This window comes from Pseudomonas sp. NC02 (assembly GCF_002874965.1).
Lineage (GTDB): Bacteria > Pseudomonadota > Gammaproteobacteria > Pseudomonadales > Pseudomonadaceae > Aquipseudomonas.
In genome coordinates, this window is sequence record NZ_CP025624.1 from 6,746,792 (window position 1) to 6,767,141 (window position 20,350).

A 20,350-nucleotide genomic window follows, 5' to 3' on the forward strand; every position below is an offset into this window, starting at 1 on the left:
CGGATTACCCTCGGATGGCCCAGAAAGCCAGGTTCAACCCCGGGAACTGGCCGGCGATGTGGAACGCAAAGCCACCGGAATTACCCAGTTGCTGCCAGTGCTCGCTGCCCCGGTCCAGCTCGTAGTAGGTGGAGCCTGCGTGGTACGGAATCTGCCGTGGCGCCACCGGCAGCGGCAGCAGGCCGATGCCCGGCAGTTGCAGGTTGACCAGGTCGCGGATGTGTTCCACCGAGCCAACTTTGCTTTGCTGGCCGAAACGTGCGCGCAGGGTTTCGCCCGGCACATCGGCGCGCACCACCAGGATGAAACTGGCGCTGTCGATCAGGGTTTTGTCGGCCAGCATCGCCACGTGCACGCCGTAGGCTTTCTCGACAATCGGGATCGGCGTGGCCTTGCTGTCGATCAGCATCGACAGCGCCTCGCGCAGGGCCTGCATCACCGGGGTGAAGCTCAAGGCCAGGTCGTCATGCTGGTATTGCGGGTATTCGTGGGGGCGGCGACCCGTGGTGGAGAAGGTCGAGAACTCGCCGGCCAGGCTCACCAGCTCACTGAAGAAACGCTCCGGGTGCAGCGGGCTCAACTGACTCAGGTGCTGGATCAGCGGCTGGGCGCGGTTGACCAGTTGCAGCAGCATGAAGTCGGCAATCTCCGAAGCACCACCGGCGCCCGAAGCCACCACGCGCCCGGCCAACGCTTCGCCGCGCTGGTGCAGCAGGCCCAGCAGTTCGCTGCGAAACGCGGTCAGCGGTTTGCTGGCCGTCACGTCGAGGACCGGCGGGATGTAGCTCTCGTCCAGCACCAGGGCGCGATCGGCGCGTTTTTCCTTGATGCGCACCAGGCCAATGGCCGCGTAATCGCTGATGCCATCCTGGGCGGTCAACAGGCGCAAGGCGCGGGAGCCGACCGCCACCGGCGCACGGTTTTCGAAGGGCGCGTTGTCGTCGCGCACTTCACGCACCTGGCTGACATAGCGCGCGGCTTCCAGGGCCTCGCCTTCGTCGACGGTGTCGCGGGCGCCGGCACGCTTGAGGGGCAACGCCAGGTACACCAGGCCATCGCGCAAGTTGTCGTCGATATTCAGCGGGCTCGGCGCCAGGTCGTCCTGGGGGATATTGAACGGCGTGCCATCCGGTAACAGGCCACGTGCCGAGACGATCGCCAGCTTGCCCTGGGCCAGCAGGCCCTGGTCGATCAACAGTTCGGAAAAGCCCCAGGCCCCCGCCGACAACGGGCGGCTGCGCGCATCGATCAGGTTTTCCAGGTAACGGTCATGCTGCTGGAAGTGCTGCGTTCCGATGAACATGCCTTCCGACCAGACCACGCGATTGTTCCAGGACATGGGGGCTCCGATTCTTATTGGGCAGGGCTGGATGGGGGGACCACGACGTCGGCACGCACGGCATGCACATCGAGGCTGATCTGGTATTCGGTGTATTGGCGTGCCGGCACGTTGAGCACCGTGCGCCACTCGGCGCGGTCCAGTTCGCGATAGCCCACCAGCAGGCCGATCTGGCGGGTGGACGGGTCGAGGTCGCGCTGGATGCTCAATTGCTGGCCGGGCAGGATCACCACTTCGTCCTGGTCGAGCAGGTCGAGGCCGAGGGTCGACTGGGCGCGATCGGCCAGGGCGAAGTAGTCGGAACGGCTGAAGGTGGCGGCGTTTTTCAGTTCGAAAATCCGCACCCGTACCGGGGCTGCCTGGCCATTGGCGCCGGGGTTGAGCCCGGCGATGGCATGGAAATGCAGCTCGACGGCGGCGGTGTCTGCCTCAGCTTCGGCGGCCTCGGGCTTGGCCGCATCCTTGGCACACGCCGTCAGCAGAAGCGCGGTGGCGACTGCGAGTAAAAACCTGGGAATCATCCTGCGTCCTCAATGACGTACTTAGCTATCCGTTGTTCCATGTACTGCGTTGTTAGTGACGCTGTCGGCTGCTGTGCGCTTCGTAGGCACGGCTGAATTCACGCCCGAACAGGTCCTGGAAATCTTCCTGGGCCTCGCGGGAAATATTGCTGTAGAGCTCGGTGAACTGCTGCCAGTACTGGGCCTGGCGCGAGCCGTTGAAAATGCTCGACAGCCCGCCGGGCTTGCCCATGCGCTCTTCGAGCTGCGCCGGTTCAAAGCGCGTCAGCAGGTGCTTGATGGCGGCTTCGACCCCGGCCATGACGGCCAGTTGGTGGGCGCGCAGATCGTCGAAACTGTCGCGCACGGCCAAGTCCGGCGCCATAAACGCCTGATTGCTGTGGCGTAGGAGCAGCAGTAGCGCTTCATCGGCATTCGGGGCGAATTTCAACGGATTGTTTTCCACCGGTTGAATCACCGTCTGCTGCATGCGGAACTCGCCCTTGAGGCTGCTGCGGGCACGCAACACGTCGATCAGGCCTTCGACCATCAGCCGGTAACTGCGGCCGATGCTTTCCATCTGGGCTTCGGCCTGGGCCTTGTCCAGGCGCAACTGATCGAGGCCCGCACCACGCAGGAAGGCTTGCAACAGGTCGGGCTGGCTGGCATCAGCCACCGGGAGCGGGCGCTCGACCTTGGGCGGCTCGATGACCGGCGGCTGTGGCGGTGTTGGCGGCGGCGGTGCAACAGGCTTGGGTGCCGGGGCATCGCCGAACAGATCCCAGTCTTCGGGGATTACTGAGCCCGAGACCACCGGCGCAGGCGGCTCAGCCACGGGCAGCGGTGTCGGCGGGCGGAAGTCGTGCTGCTCGGCCGGCACGTGATCGTGCACGGTGGCCGGCGGTACGCTGGTGGGCGCGAGGAAGTCGAACAGGTCCGGCAGGGTGTCCATCGACGAGGCGCCCTGGAACTGCGGCGCGATCACCGGAGGTGGCGTCGGGGCCTTCACGGCGGCGCCCATCAGGGCTTCGAAACTGTTGGAAGCGTCACCGGTGAAAGACGGGGTATCTGTCACTTTCAGGTTGAAATCGATACGCGCCTGGATCTCGTAATCGCCGATGCGGATCAGTTCGCCGTCCTGCAATGGCTCGCTGCTTCCCCGCCGCAAACGAATACCGGCATGCACTAACTCAACTCCATTAGTGCTGTTATCAGTTAAGTAGTAACGACCATCTTTGTACTGAATAACGCAATGTTGCGTGGAAACAAGACGTTCTGGATCAGGCAGTACCCAGTCATTTTCGGAACCGCGGCCAATAGCCATCACTCCCTGATCCAGGGACTTTTCAGAACACTGGCCAGGGGTAATCTTGTGATAACTAGTGATAGTCAAGCACAGCGACATCTTGCCTCCTTGCTGATACTTCGCGCGCGGCCGTTCCCTGGGAGAAATGCTCCGAGAGATCCACGACAGATCCTTCCAAAACCTTGAAAGCCTGCTTCAACCCGCGTAATTGCTGATCTTAACCGGCCTGTATGACAAAAATCCTGCCTCGGCACCTGCTTCGACTGATCAGTCGCACAAGATGTTAAGCACCGCACATCTGTCATAGAGGGCGAATAGCTTACCTTGACAAGGCATAAGTACTACACCAAAAATGCACAACTTCTTGAACACCAATGATGGCGCTTTGAAATCAGAATGATGTCAAAGCGCTAAATAAGACCAAGAAAACATGCAAAGTTCCTCGCGCAACTAATGCATGAGTTGCCCGTCATCTAACGGGCTGATAGGGAGATCGAATTTAGTGGATGTGCCTCTGCTGCTCGCCGCCGTTTCCGCGACTTCGCCCTGTGGCGAAGACTTGGAATATGACGCCGATTACTTGCATCTTGAGCGTGCCGCACAGGGTCAACCCGAGCGCAGCATGGGCGACTCGATCCTGCCTGCCGAACCTCCGGAATGGCGCAGCATCCAGCAGCAAAGTCTCGACCTCCTGCAACGCAGCAAAGACCTGCGCATCACCCATTTCCTGTTGCAAGCCGCCCTCGCCCTCCAGGGCATTGCAGGGCTTGCCGACGCACTCGCACTGATCAACGCGCTGCTGCGCGAATACTGGGCCGACCTGCATCCGCGCCTGGATGCCGATGACGACAACGACCCCACCGTGCGCATCAACGCCCTCAGCGGCGTGGCCAGCGACGCGAACATCCGCCTGCTGCGTGAGGCCATTCTCACCCGTTCGCGCACCTTCGGGCCCGTCAGCCTGCGCGCCGCGCTGAATGCCAGCGGGCTGCAGAGTTTCCCCGGCGAAAACCTCGGTGCCGAACAGCTTAACGGCGCATTCCTCGACAGCGATGCCGAGCAACTGCAAGCCACCCGCGACGCGCTGAACGCCGCCCGCGACGCCTGTGAGGCCATCGAACAATACGTCAGCGACCAGGTCGGTTCCGCCCAGGGCGTGGACCTCGGCCCCTTGAAGCAACTGCTCAAGCAGGCCGCGCAGATACTTAACCAATACGCCCCGCACAGCGGCGCTGCCAGCGAGCCCGAGGTTGTCAGTGACGACAATGCCCCCTCGGTTGAATACGCCGCCGCGCCCGTTGCAGCACGCCCTACCGGCGACATCGCAAGCCGCGATGAAGTGCTGCGCAGCCTCGACAAGATCCTTGCGTACTACACCCGGCACGAGCCTTCGAGCCCGCTGCCGGTGCTGTTGAACCGGGCGAAGAATCTGGTGCACGCCGACTTTGCGGCCATCGTGCGCAACCTGATTCCCGACGGCATGTCCCAATTTGAAAATCTGCGCGGGCCGGACAGCGAATAAGCGTACGGATCGCGCAGTTACAACACCGTCGCTCAAGCGACCAGGAGCAGCAACGTGGCGAAGCAAAGTTCTCAGAAATTCATCGCGCGCAACCGTGCGCCTCGGGTGCAGATCGAGTACGACGTCGAGCTCTACGGCGCCGAGAAAAAGGTCCAGCTGCCCTTCGTCATGGGCGTGATGGCCGATCTCGCCGGCAAGCCCGCCGAGCCTCTGGCGCCTGTGGCCGACCGCAAGTTCCTTGAAGTGGACGTCGACAACTTCGACTCGCGCCTCAAGGCCATGCAGCCACGCGTCGCGTTCCACGTGCCCAACGAGCTGACCGGCGAAGGCAACCTGAGCCTGGACATCACCTTCGAAAGCATGGACGACTTCAGCCCCGCCGCTGTGGCGCGCAAGGTCGATTCGCTCAAGCAACTGCTCGAAGCCCGCACCCAACTGGCCAACCTGCTGACCTACATGGACGGCAAGACCGGCGCTGAAGAAATCATCATGAAGGCGATCAAGGACCCGGCACTGCTTCAGGCACTTGCCAGCGCGCCCAAGCCTGCAGGGGAGCAGTAATCATGACTGACAATACCGCCCGCGAAGGCACCCAGATCCTGGGTACCACCGAAGAAGCCAGCGAGTTCGCGAACCTGCTGCTGCAAGAATTCAAACCCAAGACCGAGCGTGCCCGCGAAGCCGTGGAAACCGCTGTGCGCACCCTGGCCGAGCAGGCTCTGGCCCAGACCGACCTGGTGTCCAACGACGCGATCAAGTCGATCGAATCGATCATCGCCGCCATCGACGCCAAGCTCACCGCCCAGGTCAACCAGATCATCCATCACCAGGATTTTCAGCAGCTGGAAAGCGCCTGGCGTGGCCTGCACTACCTGGTGAACAACACCGAGAGCGATGAGCAGCTGAAGATTCGCGTGCTCAACATCTCCAAGCCGGACCTGCACAAGACCCTGAAGAAATTCAAGGGCACCGCGTGGGATCAGAGCCCGATCTTCAAGAAGATGTACGAAGAAGAATACGGCCAGTTCGGCGGCGAACCTTACGGTTGCCTGGTGGGCGACTACTACTTCGACCAGTCGCCTCCCGACGTAGAGCTGCTGGGTGAGCTGTCGAAAGTCTGCGCCGCCATGCACGCACCGTTCATTGCCGCCGCTTCGCCAACCGTGATGGGCATGGGCTCGTGGCAGGAACTGTCGAACCCGCGCGACCTGACCAAGATCTTCACCACCCCGGAATACGCCGGCTGGCGCTCGCTGCGTGAATCGGAAGACTCGCGCTACATCGGCCTGACCATGCCGCGCTTCCTGGCGCGCCTGCCGTACGGTGCCAAGACCGATCCGGTGGAAGCCTTCGCCTTCGAAGAAAACACCGACGGTGCCGACAGCTCCAAGTACACCTGGGCCAACGCCGCTTACGCGATGGCGGTGAACATCAACCGTTCGTTCAAACACTTCGGCTGGTGCTCGCGCATCCGTGGCGTGGAGTCGGGCGGTGAAGTCGAGAACCTGCCGGCCCACACCTTCCCGACGGATGACGGTGGCGTGGACATGAAGTGCCCGACCGAAATCGCTATCAGCGACCGCCGCGAAGCGGAACTGGCGAAGAACGGTTTCATGCCGCTGCTGCACAAGAAAAACACCGACTTCGCTGCCTTCATCGGCGCCCAGTCGCTGCAGAAACCGGCCGAATACGATGACCCGGATGCCACCGCCAACGCCAACCTGGCCGCGCGCCTGCCGTACCTGTTCGCCACCTGCCGTTTCGCCCACTACTTGAAATGCATCGTGCGCGACAAGATCGGTTCCTTCAAAGAGAAGGACGAGATGCAACGCTGGTTGCAGGACTGGATCCTCAACTACGTCGACGGTGACCCGGCGCACTCCACCGAAACCACCAAGGCCCAGCATCCATTGGCTGCCGCCGAAGTGATCGTGGAAGACGTCGAAGGCAACCCGGGGTACTACAACTCCAGGTTCTACCTGCGCCCGCACTACCAGCTCGAAGGGCTGACCGTGTCGCTGCGCCTGGTATCGAAGCTGCCTTCGGCGAAAGGCGCATAACACCGTCGCTCGTTCCCACGCTCCGCGTGGGAATGCCGCCCGGGACGCTCCGCGTCCCAGTGACGCAGAGCGTCACAAGATGCGTTACCACGCAGAGCGTGGGAACGATCAGCGTTAACAAATTCTGTGGCTCAGACCACACAGGGAGAAAACATGGCTGTTGATATTTTCATCAAGATCGGCGACATCAAGGGCGAGTCCATGGACAAGGCCCACAAGGACGAAATCGACGTGTTGAACTGGAGCTGGGGCATGGCCCAGTCCGGCAACATGCACGTGGGCGGTGGCGGCGGTGCGGGCAAGGTGAACATCCAGGACCTGTCGCTGACCAAGTACGTCGACAAGGCCTCGCCCAACCTGATGATGCACTGCGCGAGCGGCAAGCACATCGACAAGGTCACGCTGACCGTGCGCAAGGCCGGCGGTGAAAGCCAGGTCGAGTACATGATCATCAACCTGGAAGAAGTGCTGGTCACCTCCCTGAGCACCGGTGGTTCGGGCAGCGATGACCGCCTGACCGAAAACGTGACCCTGAACTTTGCCCAGGTGATGGTGGACTACCAGCCACAGAAAGCCGACGGCACCAAAGACGGCGGCGCGATCAAGTTTGGCTGGAACATTCGCTCCAACACCAAACGCTGATTGCCCCTGTAGCCGCCACCCCAAGTGGCGGCTGCAAGCCCCCTGTTCCTCTCGCAACCCGTCCGTGGAGCTGCTTTGGTGGTAACTGAAATTGCTTCCCGCGATCGCCTGCAACCGTCCCTGCTGGACCGGTTGACCGACGATGACCCGACCAATCCCAAGGAAAGCGCCGACAAACGCGTGCTGTCCCTGAGCCAATTGAAAGCCTCGGTGCTGCGTGACCTGACGTGGCTGCTCAACACCACCTCACTGCTCAACGCCGATGCCACGCTGCACACGCCGGCCGGTACGTCGGTGGTCAATTACGGGCTGCCGGCGCTGGCGGGCAACAGTGTCTCCAGTATCGACATCAGCGCCCTGGAAGCCTTGATTAGACAAGCCATCGCCACCTTCGAACCGCGCATCCTGCGCCACACCTTGCGGGTCAAGGCACGCGTCGGCCACGGTGAGATGAACCACAACGCCCTGAGTTTCGAGATCGAAGGCGACCTGTGGGCGCAGCCGGTGCCGTTGCGCCTGTTGCTGCAAACCGACCTGGACCTGGAGTCCGGCCATGTGCGTGTGGTCAACGCCGACCAGCGGAGACGCCCATGAACCCGCGCCTGCTGGAGCTGTACAACCAGGAACTGCACCACGTGCGCGAAAGCGCCGCCGAGTTCGCCAAGGAATACCCGAAGATCGCCAGTCGGCTGACCCTGTCCGGCATGGACTGCGCCGACCCGTACGTCGAGCGTTTGCTCGAAGGCTTTGCGTATCTCACGGCCCGGGTCCAGCTCAAGCTCGACGCCGAGTACCCGACCTTCACCAACAACCTGCTGGAGATCGCCTACCCGCACTACCTGGCGCCGACCCCGTCGATGACCGTGGTGCAGTTGCAGGCCGATCCCGATGAAGGCTCCCTGGCCAGTGGTTTTCCACTGCCCCGCGACACCGTCCTGCGCGCCGCCTTGGGCCGCGAAACCCAGACCTGCTGCGAGTACCGCACCGCGCACCCGGTGACGCTGTGGCCGTTGCAGGTCGCCCAGGCCGAGTACTTCGGCAACCCGTCCGCCGTGCTCGGGCGGTTGGCCGCCAGCGAACCCAAGGCCAAGGCCGGCCTGCGCCTGACCTTGCGTACCGGCGCCGAGCTGCCGTTCAACAGCCTGGCGCTGGATAATTTGCCGTTGTACCTCAGCGGTGCCGACGAGCAACCGTTCCGCCTCTACGAACAACTGCTGGGCAATGCCTGCGCGGTGTTCGCGCGCAAGCCCGGCGGTGATTGGGTTGAACGCCTGCCGCCGGATGCCTTGCGCTCCCGGGGTTTCGATGACGCCGATGCGGCGATGCCGGTGGTGCCGCGAGCGTTCCAGGGCTATCGCTTGCTCCAGGAATACTTCGCCCTGCCCCACCGTTTTCTGTTCGTCGAATTCGCTGAACTGAACCGTGCAGTCAAACGCTGTGACGGCCAGGAACTGGAACTGATCGTGCTGTTCGACCGTCACGATCCAAGCCTGGAAGGCAGCGTCGGCAAGGCGCAATTCGTGCCGTTCTGCACCCCGGCAATCAACCTGTTTCCCAAGCGTGTGGACCGGATTCACTTGTCCGAGCGGGTCAACGAACACCATGTGATCGCCGACCGCACGCGGCCGATGGATTTCGAGATTCACTCCTTGAGCGGCATCACGGGCCACGGCACCGGACCGGAGCAGCCGTTCCTGCCGTTCTACGCGGTACGCGATCCGTCGCGCTATGGCCGTGACCAGGCTTACTACACGGTGCGTCGCGAACCCCGCGTGTTGTCCAGCGACCAGCGCCGCAGCGGGCCGCGCTCCACCTATGTGGGCAGCGAAACCTTCGTCAGCCTGGTGGACACCCAGCAAGCCCCGTACCGCCATGACCTGCGCCAACTGGGCGTGACCGCACTGTGCACCAACCGCGACTTGCCGCTGTTCATGAGCGTGGGCAACGGCAAGACCGACTTCACCCTGGCCGACAGTGCGCCGGTCTTGGCCGTGCGCTGCGTCGCCGGGCCAAGCCGCCCGCGCGCCAGCCATGCCCATGACGCCAAGGCCTGGCGCCTGATCAGCCAGTTGTCGTTGAACTACCTGTCGCTGAGCGAGCAAGGCCAGGGCGCCGCCGCGCTGCGTGAACTGCTGCGCCTGTATGGCGACAGCAACGACGCCGCCCTGCAATTGCAGATCGAAGGCCTGCGGGAAGTCAGCAGCAAGGCGGTGACCCGGCGCCTGCCGATGCCCGGCCCGATCGTGTTTGGCCGCGGCCTTGAGATCACTCTGGAATTTGATGAAAACGCGTTCCGCGGCACCGGCGTGTTCCTGCTCGGTGCGGTGTTTGAACGGTTCCTGGCACGCTATGTGTCGATCAACAGTTTTACCGAGACGGTGATCCGTACCACCGAACGCGGCGAGATCATGCGATGGAAAGCCAAGCCCGGACGCCGTCCGACCCTGTGAGTACCCTGGATGCGATGCATCAGGAGCCCTGGGAATATGACTTCTTCCAGGCGCTGCGGCGCATCGAGTGCGAATCGCCGAACCTGCCACGCCTGGGGCATTCCCTGCGCCTGGCGGATGACCCGCTGCGTCTCGGGCAACAGGCCGATTGCACCTTTGCGCCGGCCACACTGGCCTCGGTCGAACCTGGGGCCGAAGGCCAGCCGGCACGGCTGGAGCAGTTCTTCTTCGGCCTCGGCGGCCCCAACGGCCCGCTGCCGCTGCACATCACCGAGTACGTGCGTGAGCGCCAGCGCAACAACGCCGACAGCACCAGCAAGCGCTTCCTGGATGTGTTCCACCATCGCCTGCTGACCCTGTTTTATCGTGCCTGGGCCGAGGCACGGCCTACCGTCAGCCATGACCGCCCGGACGATGACTACTGGTCGGCGCGCCTCGCCGCATTGAGCGGTCGCGGCACCCCGAGCCTGCTCAACCAGGGCCTGATCCCCGACACGGCGAAGCTGCATTACAGCGGCCACCTGTCGGCACAAACCCGCTATCCGGACGGCCTGAAGGCGATTCTCGGCGAGTACTTCGGCCTGCCGGTGGAGATCGAAGAATACGTCGGCCAATGGCTGGAGCTGCCCGAGCGCAGCCGCGTGAGTGTCAGCGCCAACCAGCTGGGCGTGGACTTTTGCCTGGGCAGCCATGTGTGGGACCGCCAGCATAAATTCCGCATTCGCCTGGGCCCGCTGAAGCTCGATGACTACATGGGCATGCTGCCCGGCAGCCAGCCGTTCAACGAGCTGGTGGCGTGGGTCGCCGAGTACCTGGGCCACGAACTGGACTGGGACCTGAATCTGGTTCTGCAACAACCGGAAGTGCCGGCCCTGCAACTCAGCGGCCAGTTCCGCCTGGGCTTCAACACCTGGCTCGGCCAACCCGAGCATGACGCCAACGACCTAATCCTGGCCCGGCATTACGCCGAACACGCCAACACCTCAAGGAATCCAGAGCATGGGTGAAATCAGTCGCGCCGCACTGTTCGGCAAACTCAACAGTGTGGCCTACAAGGCCATCGAAGCCGCCACCGTGTTCTGCAAGCTGCGGGGCAACCCGTACGTGGAACTGGCCCACTGGTTTCACCAGTTGCTGCAACTGCAGGACTCTGACCTGCACCGCATCATTCGACAGTTCAATGTCGAGCCGGCGCGTCTGGCCCGCGACCTGACCGAAGCCCTGGACCGCCTGCCCCGTGGCTCGACGTCGATCACTGACTTGTCGTCCCATGTAGAAGAAGCGGTCGAGCGTGGCTGGGTCTACGGCAGCCTGATGTTTGGCGAAAGCCAGGTGCGCACCGGTTACCTGGTGCTGGGAATTCTCAAGACGCCGAGCCTGCGCCATGCGCTGTTGGGCTTGTCCGGTGAGTTCGACAAGATCAAGGCCGAAGCCCTGAGCGAACGCTTTGATGAATACGTCGGCGACTCGCCCGAAAATGCACTGAGTGCCAGCGACGGTTTCAACGCCGGTGCTGTACCGGGCGAGGCCAGCGGCGCCATGGCCCCGAGCGCAATGGGCAAGCAGGAAGCCCTCAAGCGCTTCACCGTCGACCTGACCGAACAGGCCCGCAGCGGCAAGCTCGACCCGATCGTCGGGCGTGACGAAGAGATCCGCCAACTGGTGGACATCCTCATGCGTCGCCGCCAGAACAACCCGATCCTTACCGGTGAAGCCGGCGTCGGCAAGACCGCCGTGGTCGAAGGCTTCGCCCTGCGCATCGTCGCCGGCGACGTACCACCCGCGCTGAAAGATGTGGAACTGCGCAGCCTCGATGTCGGCCTGCTGCAAGCCGGCGCGAGCATGAAAGGCGAGTTCGAACAACGCCTGCGCCAGGTCATCGAAGACGTCCAGGCTTCGCCGAAACCGATCATCCTGTTTATCGACGAAGCCCACACCCTGGTAGGTGCCGGTGGCGCCGCCGGGACCGGTGACGCGGCCAACCTGCTCAAGCCTGCCCTGGCCCGTGGCACCTTGCGTACCGTGGCCGCCACCACCTGGGCCGAGTACAAGAAGCACATCGAAAAAGACCCGGCCCTGACCCGCCGTTTCCAGGTGGTGCAAGTGGCCGAGCCGTCGGAAGACAAGGCGTTGCTGATGATGCGCGGCGTGGCTTCGACCATGGAAAAACACCATCAGGTGCAGATCCTCGACGAAGCGCTGGAAGCGTCAGTGAAGCTGTCCCACCGCTACATTCCGGCGCGTCAATTGCCGGACAAATCCGTGAGCCTGCTGGACACCGCCTGCGCCCGCGTCGCCATCAGCCTGCACGCGGTGCCGGCAGAAGTCGACGACAGCCGCCGCCGTATCGAGGCACTGGAAACCGAGCTGCAAATCATCGCCCGCGAGCACGCGATCGGCATCGCCATCGGTGCGCGCCAGACCAACAGCGAAGCGCTGCTGAGCGCCGAACGCGAGCGCCTGGCCACCCTGGAAAGCCGTTGGGCCGAAGAGAAAACCCTGGTGGATGAGTTGCTCGCCACCCGTGCGACGTTGCGCGAAAAATCCGGTGTCGTGGACAGCGGCGATGACCAATTGCGTGCCCAATTGGTAGACCTGCAACAACGCCTTAGCACCCTGCAAGGTGAAACTCCGCTGATCCTGCCGACCGTGGATTACCAGGCCGTGGCCTCGGTGGTCGCCGACTGGACCGGCATCCCGGTGGGCCGCATGGCCCGCAACGAACTGGAGACGGTGCTCAACCTCGACCAGCACCTGAAGAAACGCATCATCGGCCAGGACCACGCCTTGCAGATGATCGCCAAGCGCATCCAGACCTCCCGCGCCGGCCTCGACAACCCGAGCAAGCCGATTGGCGTGTTCATGCTCGCCGGCACCTCCGGCGTGGGCAAGACCGAAACCGCCCTGGCCCTGGCCGAAGCCATGTACGGCGGTGAGCAGAACGTGATCACCATCAACATGAGCGAGTTCCAGGAAGCCCACACCGTGTCCACCCTCAAGGGTGCGCCACCGGGCTACATTGGCTATGGCGAAGGTGGCGTGCTGACCGAAGCCGTGCGGCGCAAACCCTACAGCGTGGTGCTGCTGGACGAGGTGGAAAAAGCCCACCCGGACGTGCATGAAATCTTCTTCCAGGTGTTCGACAAAGGCGTGATGGAAGACGGCGAAGGCCGGGTGATCGACTTCAAGAACACCTTGATCCTGCTGACCACCAACGCCGGTACCGAGTTGATTTCCCGGGTCTGCAAAGACCCGGCGAACATCCCCGAGCCCGAGGAAATCGCCAAGGCCCTGCGCCAGCCGCTGCTGGAGATTTTCCCGCCGGCGCTGCTCGGCCGCCTGGTGACCATTCCGTACTACCCGCTGAGCGACGAGATGCTCAAGGCAATCACCCGCCTGCAACTCAACCGCATCAAGAAGCGTGTGGAGAACACCCACAAAGTCGCCTTCGATTACGACGACGACGTGGTCGACCTGATCGTGTCCCGCTGCACCGAAACCGAAAGCGGCGGGCGGATGATCGACACCATCCTCACCAACAGCCTGCTGCCGGACATGAGCCGCGAATTCCTCACCCGCATGCTCGAAGGCAAGGCGCTGGCGGGGGTGCGGATCAGCACGCGGGATAACGAATTGCACTACGACTTCAACGATTGACCTGACGGAATGCGATCAAAACTGTGGGAGCGGGCTTGCTCGCGAAGACGGCGTATCAGTTGATGCATCCGGTGACTGATTCACCGCGTTCGCGAGCAAGCCCGCTCCCATAGTTGGAGCCGGTTCCTACAGTTATTACGCTATTTACGGGTTAACCGATGTTATTCAACCAAGCCTCACGCCTGGCCAAGATCACCAGCCCCCTGGGGCCGGATGTGCTGCTGCTCAATGAAATGGGTGGCGGCGAAGAGCTGGGTCGGCTGTTCAATTTCGAACTGCAGCTGACCTCGCTGGACGCCAACATCGACCTCAACCAGTTGCTGGGCAAGCCCATGAGCCTGAACCTGCAACTGGCGGACGGTGGCGAGCGGCACTTCCACGGCATCGTCGCCCGCTGCAGCCAGAACATCGACCAGGGCCAGTTCGCCAGCTATCAGGTGACTTTGCGCCCGTGGTTGTGGCTGCTGAGCCGCACCTCCGACTGCCGGATTTTCCAGAACCTGAGCATCCCGCAGATCATCAAGCAGGTGTTTCGCGACCTGGGTTTTTCCGACTTCGAAGACGCCTTGAGCCGCCCGTACCGCGAGTGGGAATACTGCGTGCAGTACCGCGAGACCAGCTTCGATTTCGTCAGCCGCCTGATGGAACAGGAAGGCATCTACTACTTCTTCCGCCACGAGCAGGACCGCCACGTGCTGGTGCTGGCCGATGCCTACGGTGCCCACGCCAACGTGCCCGGCTACGCCTCGGTGCCTTACTACCCCAAGGACGAGCAGCAGCGCGAACGCGACCATATGCACAACTGGCACCTGGCACAGGAAGTACAACCCGGCTCCCTTGAGCTCAACGACTACGACTTCCAGCGTCCCAGCGCGAGCATCGACGTACGCTCGGCCATGCCGCGCCCGCACACCGCCGGCGACTACCCGCTATACGACTACCCCGGCACCTACGTCAAAAGCGAAGACGGCGAACACTACGCCCGCACCCGCATCGAAGCCCTGCAAACCCTGCACGAACAAGTGGAGTTCAGCGGCAATGCGCGCGGCCTGGGTTCCGGCCACCTGTTCAGCCTCACCGGCTTCAGTCGCCGCGACCAGAACCGCGAATACCTGATCGTCGGCGCCCGCTACTACATCTCCCAGGAAAGCCTCGAAAGCGGCGGTGGCGCGCCTTCGGCGCAGTTCGAAAGCACCCTTACCTGCATCGACGCGCAACAGAGTTTCCGCCCACTGGCCAACACCTACCGGCCCATCGTCAAAGGCCCGCAGACCGCGCTGGTGGTGGGCCCCAAGGGCGAAGAAATCTGGACCGACCAATATGGCCGGGTCAAGGTGCATTTCTATTGGGACCGCCACGACCAGTCCAACGAAAACAGCTCATGCTGGATTCGCGTATCGCAGTCCTGGGCCGGAAAAAACTGGGGCTCGATGCAGATCCCACGGATCGGCCAGGAAGTGATTGTGAGCTTCCTGGAAGGCGATCCAGACCGGCCGATCATCACCGGCCGGGTGTACAACGCCGAGCAGACCGTGCCTTACGACTTGCCGGAAAACGCCACCCAAAGCGGGATGAAAAGCCGCTCCAGCAAAGGCGGCACACCGGCCAACTTCAATGAAATCCGCATGGAGGACAAGAAGGGGTTGGAGCAGCTGTACATCCATGCCGAGCGTAATCAGGACATCGTAGTGGAGGTGGATGAAAGCCATTCGGTGGGGCATGACCGGAACAAGAGTATTGGGCATAACGAGACGGTGACGATTGGGAACAATCGAGTGCGCATCGTCAAGCATCAAGACATCCTCTCGGTGGGCCAGAGAAAGACCGACAGCATCAGCCAGAGCTACGTGATTGAAGTGGGCGAAAACCTGCGATTGGTCTGCGGTAAAAGCATCCTGGAGTTGAACGCCAGCGGGCAGATCAACCTGAGTGGCGTAAATATCAGCTTCCACGCCAGCGGCGATGCCGAATTCAATACCGGCGGCGTCCTGCACCTGAACAACGGCGGCGGCCCCGGCGCAACACCCGATGGTCAGGGCATGAAAGCCAGCATCGACGCCAATATCAAAGCCGCGTTCCCCGCGCCTAAAAGCTCCTGACGAGACCTGTTTTCCATGACGTACCGAATTAACGAATTTCAGTTCCAACTGCCGGCCGGCGAGCTGCAGGACGCTACGATCAATATCCTCAAGTTCCCCGAGCTGGGCACTTCCTTGATCATCAGCCGCAGCTTCCTCACCGATGGCGAAACCCTGCACAGCAACTTCGACGAACAGCTCAAACGCCTGGAAAAACAGGTGCAGGATTTGCGCTATCAACCGGGCGTCGGTGTCCGTCTAGGTGCAACAAAGGAAGTAGAAGGCATAGAGCTCCGCAGCCAGTTCAGCAAGGGCAGTGACAAGGTGTTCCAGTACCAACTGGCTCTGGTAATCCCGGGCACACGCAAGATGCTCGCCTTGAGTTATGTGAAGGCAGACAAGCTGGGCGATGCCGAGGCGGCGCACTGGGCGACGATCAAAAACTCATTGTCGTTCGACGCGATTTCCTGATGGGCACCATGCATGTCTGATGCTCTATGGGCCGCTCGCATGGGCGACGCGCTCTCCCACACCTCAATGATGGCCGACATCCTCGGCGGTGTGTTGGAGGTGGCGGCCAATATCGCGATCACTGCAGTAGCGACTGCTGCCGTGGTGGCTGCTACCGGTATCACCGTCGCTACCGGCGGACTCGGATGCGTCCTGCTCGGCGCAGTGGTGGGCACAGTTGTCGGCCTTCTCATGAGCAAGAGCGGGGCGGACAAAGGCCTCACCAATTTATGCGACAGCTTCAGCAACGCCCTGTTTCCGCCCACGGTACAGGCGAATATTCTCACCGGTGCCACCGATACCCTGACCAACAACCTTCCCGCCGCACGTGCCGCGGGGGCGATCAGCTCGCATGTCGCGCCAGCCGGAACCGAACTGGAAGAACCCGCACCCGAACCAGAAGCCAGTTATCTGGATATGGCCGAGAGCTTCTTCTCCCAAATGTGGCGCCCCACGGTGGCTACTCCCACACCAGGAGCCGTGCCCAAGCCTCTGGACTTGGTCACCTGCATGAAGCATCCACCGATGCCTCCGCAGTTCCTGGCCGAGGGTTCGGATAAGGTCACGATCAATGGCCAGCCTGCGGTGCGCAGTGGTGATCGTAGTACCTGCGATGCAACAGTGGTGTCGTCCGGGTTGATTTCATCGAACGTGACCATTGGCGGCGGGTCAGTGGTGGTGCGGGAAATACGCAGTGGCAAGACGCCGGGCGTGGGGTTGGCGGTCACCGCGTTACTGATGCTCAAGGGCGGCAAGGGCAAGTTCTTCAGCAAGTTGCCGTGCATGCTGATTGGCGGGGCTACTTCGATGGCCGTCAGCAGCGCGATGGACGCGATGACCAACGCTGCCATGGGCTCGTCGAATCCGGTGCATGCTGCAACGGGAGCGAAGGTGCTGGGCGGCACCGATGAACTGGATTTTGTACTGCCCGCCATCCTGCCGATTGACTGGCAACGCTTCTACAACAGCCGCGACGAACGCCCAGGCACACTGTTCGGTACAGGCTGGAGTGTGGCTTATGAAGTATGCGTCGAAATCCAACCTCATCCAGAAGGCGGTGAAGCGCTGGTCTACACCGACGAGCAGGGGCGCCCTATCGACATGGGCTCGATCCCGTTGGGGGGGGCGGTGTTCAGCCCCGGCGAAGGGCTCTCTGTGCGTCGGCACCTCAACGGGCAGTTGCTGATTGAAAGTGACGACGGCCTATATCGTTTGTTTGAGCCCACAGCCAACCCGTCGCTGCTGCGCCTGATTCAACTTGGCGACCGCAACGACAACCGCATTCATCTCGACTACGACCAGGCCGGACGCCTGGTACGCCTGCGCGATACCTTCGACTTGGTGCAGGTCGAGTTGATACGCGAACATGAGCACGTCACTCGCGTCGAACGCCTATTCCCAGATCAACGTCGCGAAGTGCTCGTCAGCTACGGCTATGACGCCAGGGCCAATCTGGCAGAGGTGCGCGATGCCTCTGGCCAGGTGCAGCGGCGCTTCACGTACGATGCCGGGCACCGAATGGTGGAGCATCAGTTACCCACCGGGTTGCGGTGCTTCTATGAATGGGCACTGATTGAAAACTCAGAGTGGCGAGTCGTCCGACACTGGACCGATGAAGGTGACTCCTACCAGTTCGACTATGACTTGAAGGCGGGCCTCACCCGTATCATCGACGGCTTACAGCGCGTCAGCACCCGACATTGGAATACTCAGCACCAGATCATTCAATACAGCGATAAGCTGGGGCAAACCTGGCTGTTCGAGTGGAATGACGAACGCCAACTTCTCAGCGCCACCGACCCGCAAGGTGGACGCTATGAATACAAGCATGATGACGCCGGCAACCTGATCGGCGAAACGGACCCGTTGGGCCGCAGCGATTCAACGTTGTGGCTTGAACACTGGGCGTTACCCCTGGTGGAGACCGACGCCGCCGGCAACAGTTGGCAGTATCGCTATGATCCTCGCGGCAATTGCGTTGCCGAAACCGACCCGCTGGGCCACATCACCCGCTATCGCTATGACGCCCACGGCCAGGTCGTGGAAATCATCGACGCCTCCGGTAAAAGCAAAAAACTGCGTTGGAATCCGTTCGGGCAATTGGTCGAACACATTGATTGCTCGGGTTATCCCACGCGTTTCAGCTACGACGAGCGCGGCTATCTGCAGGTGATCACCGACGCGCTTGGCGAGCGCACTCAATTCAGCTACGACCTCCAGGGGCGCTTACTCAGCAACCAACTGCCGGACGGTCGCATCGAGCTGTTTCAACGCGATGTCAGCGGCCAACTCGTGGGGTACACCGACCCTGCCGGACATACCACGCTCTACCAGCACAATCGACGTGGCCAGATAAGCCTGCGCACCGACGCTCATGGCCGGCAGGTGAAGTTCGGCTATGACAGCTATGGGCGCCTGCAAGCACTGACCAACGAGAACGGCGAACGTTATCTCTTTGCCTGGGACGCCGGGGATCGGCTGACTGAGCAGCAAGACCTCGATGGCAGTGCCAAAAGCTACACCTACAATCCACTGGACCATATCACCACGGTGACCGCCACTCCGGCCCCCTACGGCAACGGGCTAGGCCTGGTTCCCGAGACGCCGCCAGCGCCCATTGTCCATCAAATGGAACGTGACGCAGTAGGTCGGCTGATCGCCAAAACCACCGACGATGGGCGCACCGACTACGCCTACGACCCGCTGGACCAGCTCACCGCCGTCACCTTCACCGACCTGCTGGGCAATACCCAAGCCCTTGGTTTCGCTTACGACGCCCTCGGCCAAATGCTTGCCGAACAGAGTTCTATGGGCACCCTGCAGCACCACTACGACGAACTCGGTAATCTTATCCAGACCCAGATACCCGACGGACGCTGGCTCAATCGCCTGTACTACGGCAGCGGTCACTTGCATCAGGTCAATCTCGACGGCCAGGTCATCAGCGACTTTGAACGCGACCGCCTGCACCGCGAAGTACTGCGCACCCAAGGCCGACTCAGCACCCGCAGTGAGTATGACCGCAGCGGCCGTCTACGCTCACGCCAACACCGCCTTACAGGCCTGCCATCGTTGATGCCAGCGACAGCGCAAAAGCAGTTCGAGTATGACCCTGCCGACAACTTGGTCGGCAAGTTCGACCAGCAATCTGCCATACAACATCGCCAACTGCTGCACTACGATGCCACTGGCCGCATCATCGCCAGCCAGGACAGCCTGCACGGCCAGCGCGAAACGTTTGCCTACGATGCCGCCGCCAACCTGCTGGATGGCCCGCAGTCAGGCGCTGGGCTGGTCGTGCATAACAAACTGCTGACCTATCAGGACAAGCGTTATCGCTATGACGCGTTCGGTCGGATGATCGAAAAACGCAGCGCAGCGCGTGGCTTGCAACGCTTCGCCTACGATGCAGAAAGCCGGCTGATTGAAGTGCGCAATGAAAACGGCAGCGTAGTCAGGATGATCTACGACCCGTTGGGCCGACGCATTGAGAAAACCGAACATGGCAACGACGGCTATCCCCTGGGGAAAACCCGGTTTACCTGGGATGGGCTGCGGTTATTGCAGGAGCATAAACACAGCCAGACCAGTCTTTACATCTATGAAGATGAAGGCAGCGAACCCTTGGCTCGCGTTGACGGCACCGGGCCGCTGCAGAAAATCCGCTACTACCACAACGACCTCAACGGACTGCCGGAGCAACTGACTGAAGCTGACGGGCATAATGTCTGGCGCGCGACATATCGTGTGTGGGGCAATACGGTTGAGGAAGTGCGCGAGCCGTACTACATCGAAGAACAGAACCTGCGCTTTCAGGGGCAGTATCTGGACCGGGAGACGGGGCTGCATTTCAATACTTTCAGGTTTTATGATCCGGACGTGGGACGGTTTACGACACCGGATCCGATTGAGTTTGACGGCGGGCTCAATTTTTATCAGTACGCCCCCAATCCAATATCCTGGATTGATCCATGGGGACTGGCCCCCGAGCTTTATTACCTGATTGCGAAAAAGGACGGCTTTTATGACGAGATGGCATGGGGCCATAAAAAGCCAATAGGCCAAGTCTATTTGAAAAAAGGTGAAGTTTGGAAAGTCGGTGAAACCGTCAATCCGAATCGGCGATATACCCAAAAGTGGCTGAAATCCAAAAATCTTGCCTACAAAAGGGTTATGGCAGCACCGACGAAGGGCAATATGCAGGTATGGGAAAGATTAAAAATCGGAAAATATTTTAAACGCCGAGGAAAACTACCCCCGGGCAACAAATGCAGGCACTGACATAA

Annotated in this window: 14 protein-coding genes; 11 read left to right on the top strand and 3 right to left on the bottom strand. The window is 61.6% G+C overall.

Going from position 1 to position 20,350, the window contains the following annotated elements; all coding sequences use genetic code 11:
• Window positions 1–4: 4 nt before the first annotated feature.
• From tssK to tagH, 3 genes are read right to left on the bottom strand one after another with little or no spacing between them, the layout of a single operon-like run.
• Window positions 5–1,339, bottom strand: a complete 1,335-nt coding sequence (gene tssK / locus C0058_RS31875; RefSeq protein WP_003213330.1) for a type VI secretion system baseplate subunit TssK — start codon at window positions 1,337–1,339, stop codon at window positions 5–7.
• A 14-nt stretch (window positions 1,340–1,353) separates the two neighbouring features.
• Window positions 1,354–1,860, bottom strand: a complete 507-nt coding sequence (gene tssJ, locus C0058_RS31880) for a type VI secretion system lipoprotein TssJ (protein ID WP_003213332.1) — start codon at window positions 1,858–1,860, stop codon at window positions 1,354–1,356.
• A gap of 52 nt (window positions 1,861–1,912) precedes the next feature.
• Window positions 1,913–3,244, bottom strand: a complete 1,332-nt coding sequence (gene tagH / locus C0058_RS31885; RefSeq protein WP_102370170.1) for a type VI secretion system-associated FHA domain protein TagH — start codon at window positions 3,242–3,244, stop codon at window positions 1,913–1,915.
• 403 nt (window positions 3,245–3,647) lie between these two features.
• Here tagH and tssA point away from each other — a divergent pair, with 403 nt between their 5' ends.
• The 11 genes from tssA (at window position 3,648) to C0058_RS31940 (ending at window position 20,345) form a co-directional block, all read left to right on the top strand.
• Window positions 3,648–4,667 (top strand): type VI secretion system protein TssA, encoded by a 1,020-nt coding sequence (gene tssA / locus C0058_RS31890; protein ID WP_102370171.1) that lies wholly within the window; start codon window positions 3,648–3,650, stop codon window positions 4,665–4,667.
• A gap of 54 nt (window positions 4,668–4,721) precedes the next feature.
• Window positions 4,722–5,228, top strand: coding sequence for a type VI secretion system contractile sheath small subunit (tssB, locus tag C0058_RS31895; RefSeq protein WP_003213340.1), 507 nt, complete (start codon window positions 4,722–4,724; stop codon window positions 5,226–5,228).
• A gap of 2 nt (window positions 5,229–5,230) precedes the next feature.
• Window positions 5,231–6,727, top strand: a complete 1,497-nt coding sequence (gene tssC, locus C0058_RS31900; protein ID WP_003213343.1) for a type VI secretion system contractile sheath large subunit — start codon at window positions 5,231–5,233, stop codon at window positions 6,725–6,727.
• A 153-nt stretch (window positions 6,728–6,880) separates the two neighbouring features.
• Complete coding sequence (locus C0058_RS31905) at window positions 6,881–7,369, top strand: type VI secretion system tube protein Hcp (RefSeq protein WP_003213345.1); 489 nt, start codon at window positions 6,881–6,883, stop codon at window positions 7,367–7,369.
• A gap of 78 nt (window positions 7,370–7,447) precedes the next feature.
• The gene (gene tssE, locus C0058_RS31910; protein ID WP_102370315.1) at window positions 7,448–7,963 is read left to right on the top strand and encodes a type VI secretion system baseplate subunit TssE; all 516 of its coding nucleotides are present in this window, start codon (window positions 7,448–7,450) and stop codon (window positions 7,961–7,963) included.
• On the top strand, window positions 7,960–9,819 hold the full coding sequence (gene tssF / locus C0058_RS31915; RefSeq protein WP_102370172.1) for a type VI secretion system baseplate subunit TssF: 1,860 nt from the start codon (window positions 7,960–7,962) through the stop codon (window positions 9,817–9,819). The genes tssE and tssF overlap by 4 nt, the downstream gene beginning before the upstream one ends.
• Window positions 9,783–10,826: a type VI secretion system baseplate subunit TssG gene (tssG, locus tag C0058_RS31920; RefSeq protein WP_102370173.1), complete on the top strand. Its 1,044-nt coding sequence runs from the start codon at window positions 9,783–9,785 to the stop codon at window positions 10,824–10,826. Before tssF ends, tssG begins: the two co-directional genes overlap by 37 nt.
• Window positions 10,819–13,476: a type VI secretion system ATPase TssH gene (tssH, locus tag C0058_RS31925; RefSeq protein ID WP_102370174.1), complete on the top strand. Its 2,658-nt coding sequence runs from the start codon at window positions 10,819–10,821 to the stop codon at window positions 13,474–13,476. The genes tssG and tssH overlap by 8 nt, the downstream gene beginning before the upstream one ends.
• Window positions 13,477–13,634: 158 nt before the next feature.
• A complete protein-coding gene (locus C0058_RS31930) occupies window positions 13,635–15,575 on the top strand; it encodes a type VI secretion system Vgr family protein (RefSeq protein WP_003213354.1) in 1,941 nt (646 codons plus the stop codon).
• 15 nt (window positions 15,576–15,590) lie between these two features.
• Entirely contained in the window at window positions 15,591–16,025 is a 435-nt protein-coding gene (locus C0058_RS31935) for a DcrB-related protein (RefSeq protein WP_003213356.1), read from the top strand.
• A 12-nt stretch (window positions 16,026–16,037) separates the two neighbouring features.
• The gene (locus C0058_RS31940) at window positions 16,038–20,345 is read left to right on the top strand and encodes an RHS repeat-associated core domain-containing protein (protein WP_102370175.1); all 4,308 of its coding nucleotides are present in this window, start codon (window positions 16,038–16,040) and stop codon (window positions 20,343–20,345) included.
• The last annotated feature ends 5 nt before the right edge of the window (window positions 20,346–20,350 follow it).

Excerpts from the sequence above, each read along its gene's own strand:
- tssF (WP_102370172.1), top strand. The coding sequence starts at position 7,960 with ATGAACCCGCGCCTGCTGGAGCTGTACAACCAGGAACTGCACCACGTG.
- tssH (WP_102370174.1), top strand. The coding sequence starts at position 10,819 with ATGGGTGAAATCAGTCGCGCCGCACTGTTCGGCAAACTCAACAGTGTG.
- tssC (WP_003213343.1), top strand. The coding sequence starts at position 5,231 with ATGACTGACAATACCGCCCGCGAAGGCACCCAGATCCTGGGTACCACC.
- tssG (WP_102370173.1), top strand. The coding sequence starts at position 9,783 with ATGGAAAGCCAAGCCCGGACGCCGTCCGACCCTGTGAGTACCCTGGAT.
- C0058_RS31905 (WP_003213345.1), top strand. The coding sequence starts at position 6,881 with ATGGCTGTTGATATTTTCATCAAGATCGGCGACATCAAGGGCGAGTCC.
- tssJ (WP_003213332.1), bottom strand. The coding sequence starts at position 1,860 with ATGATTCCCAGGTTTTTACTCGCAGTCGCCACCGCGCTTCTGCTGACG.
- tagH (WP_102370170.1), bottom strand. The coding sequence starts at position 3,244 with ATGTCGCTGTGCTTGACTATCACTAGTTATCACAAGATTACCCCTGGC.
- C0058_RS31935 (WP_003213356.1), top strand. The coding sequence starts at position 15,591 with ATGACGTACCGAATTAACGAATTTCAGTTCCAACTGCCGGCCGGCGAG.
- C0058_RS31940 (WP_102370175.1), top strand. The coding sequence starts at position 16,038 with ATGTCTGATGCTCTATGGGCCGCTCGCATGGGCGACGCGCTCTCCCAC.
- tssK (WP_003213330.1), bottom strand. The coding sequence starts at position 1,339 with ATGTCCTGGAACAATCGCGTGGTCTGGTCGGAAGGCATGTTCATCGGA.
- C0058_RS31930 (WP_003213354.1), top strand. The coding sequence starts at position 13,635 with ATGTTATTCAACCAAGCCTCACGCCTGGCCAAGATCACCAGCCCCCTG.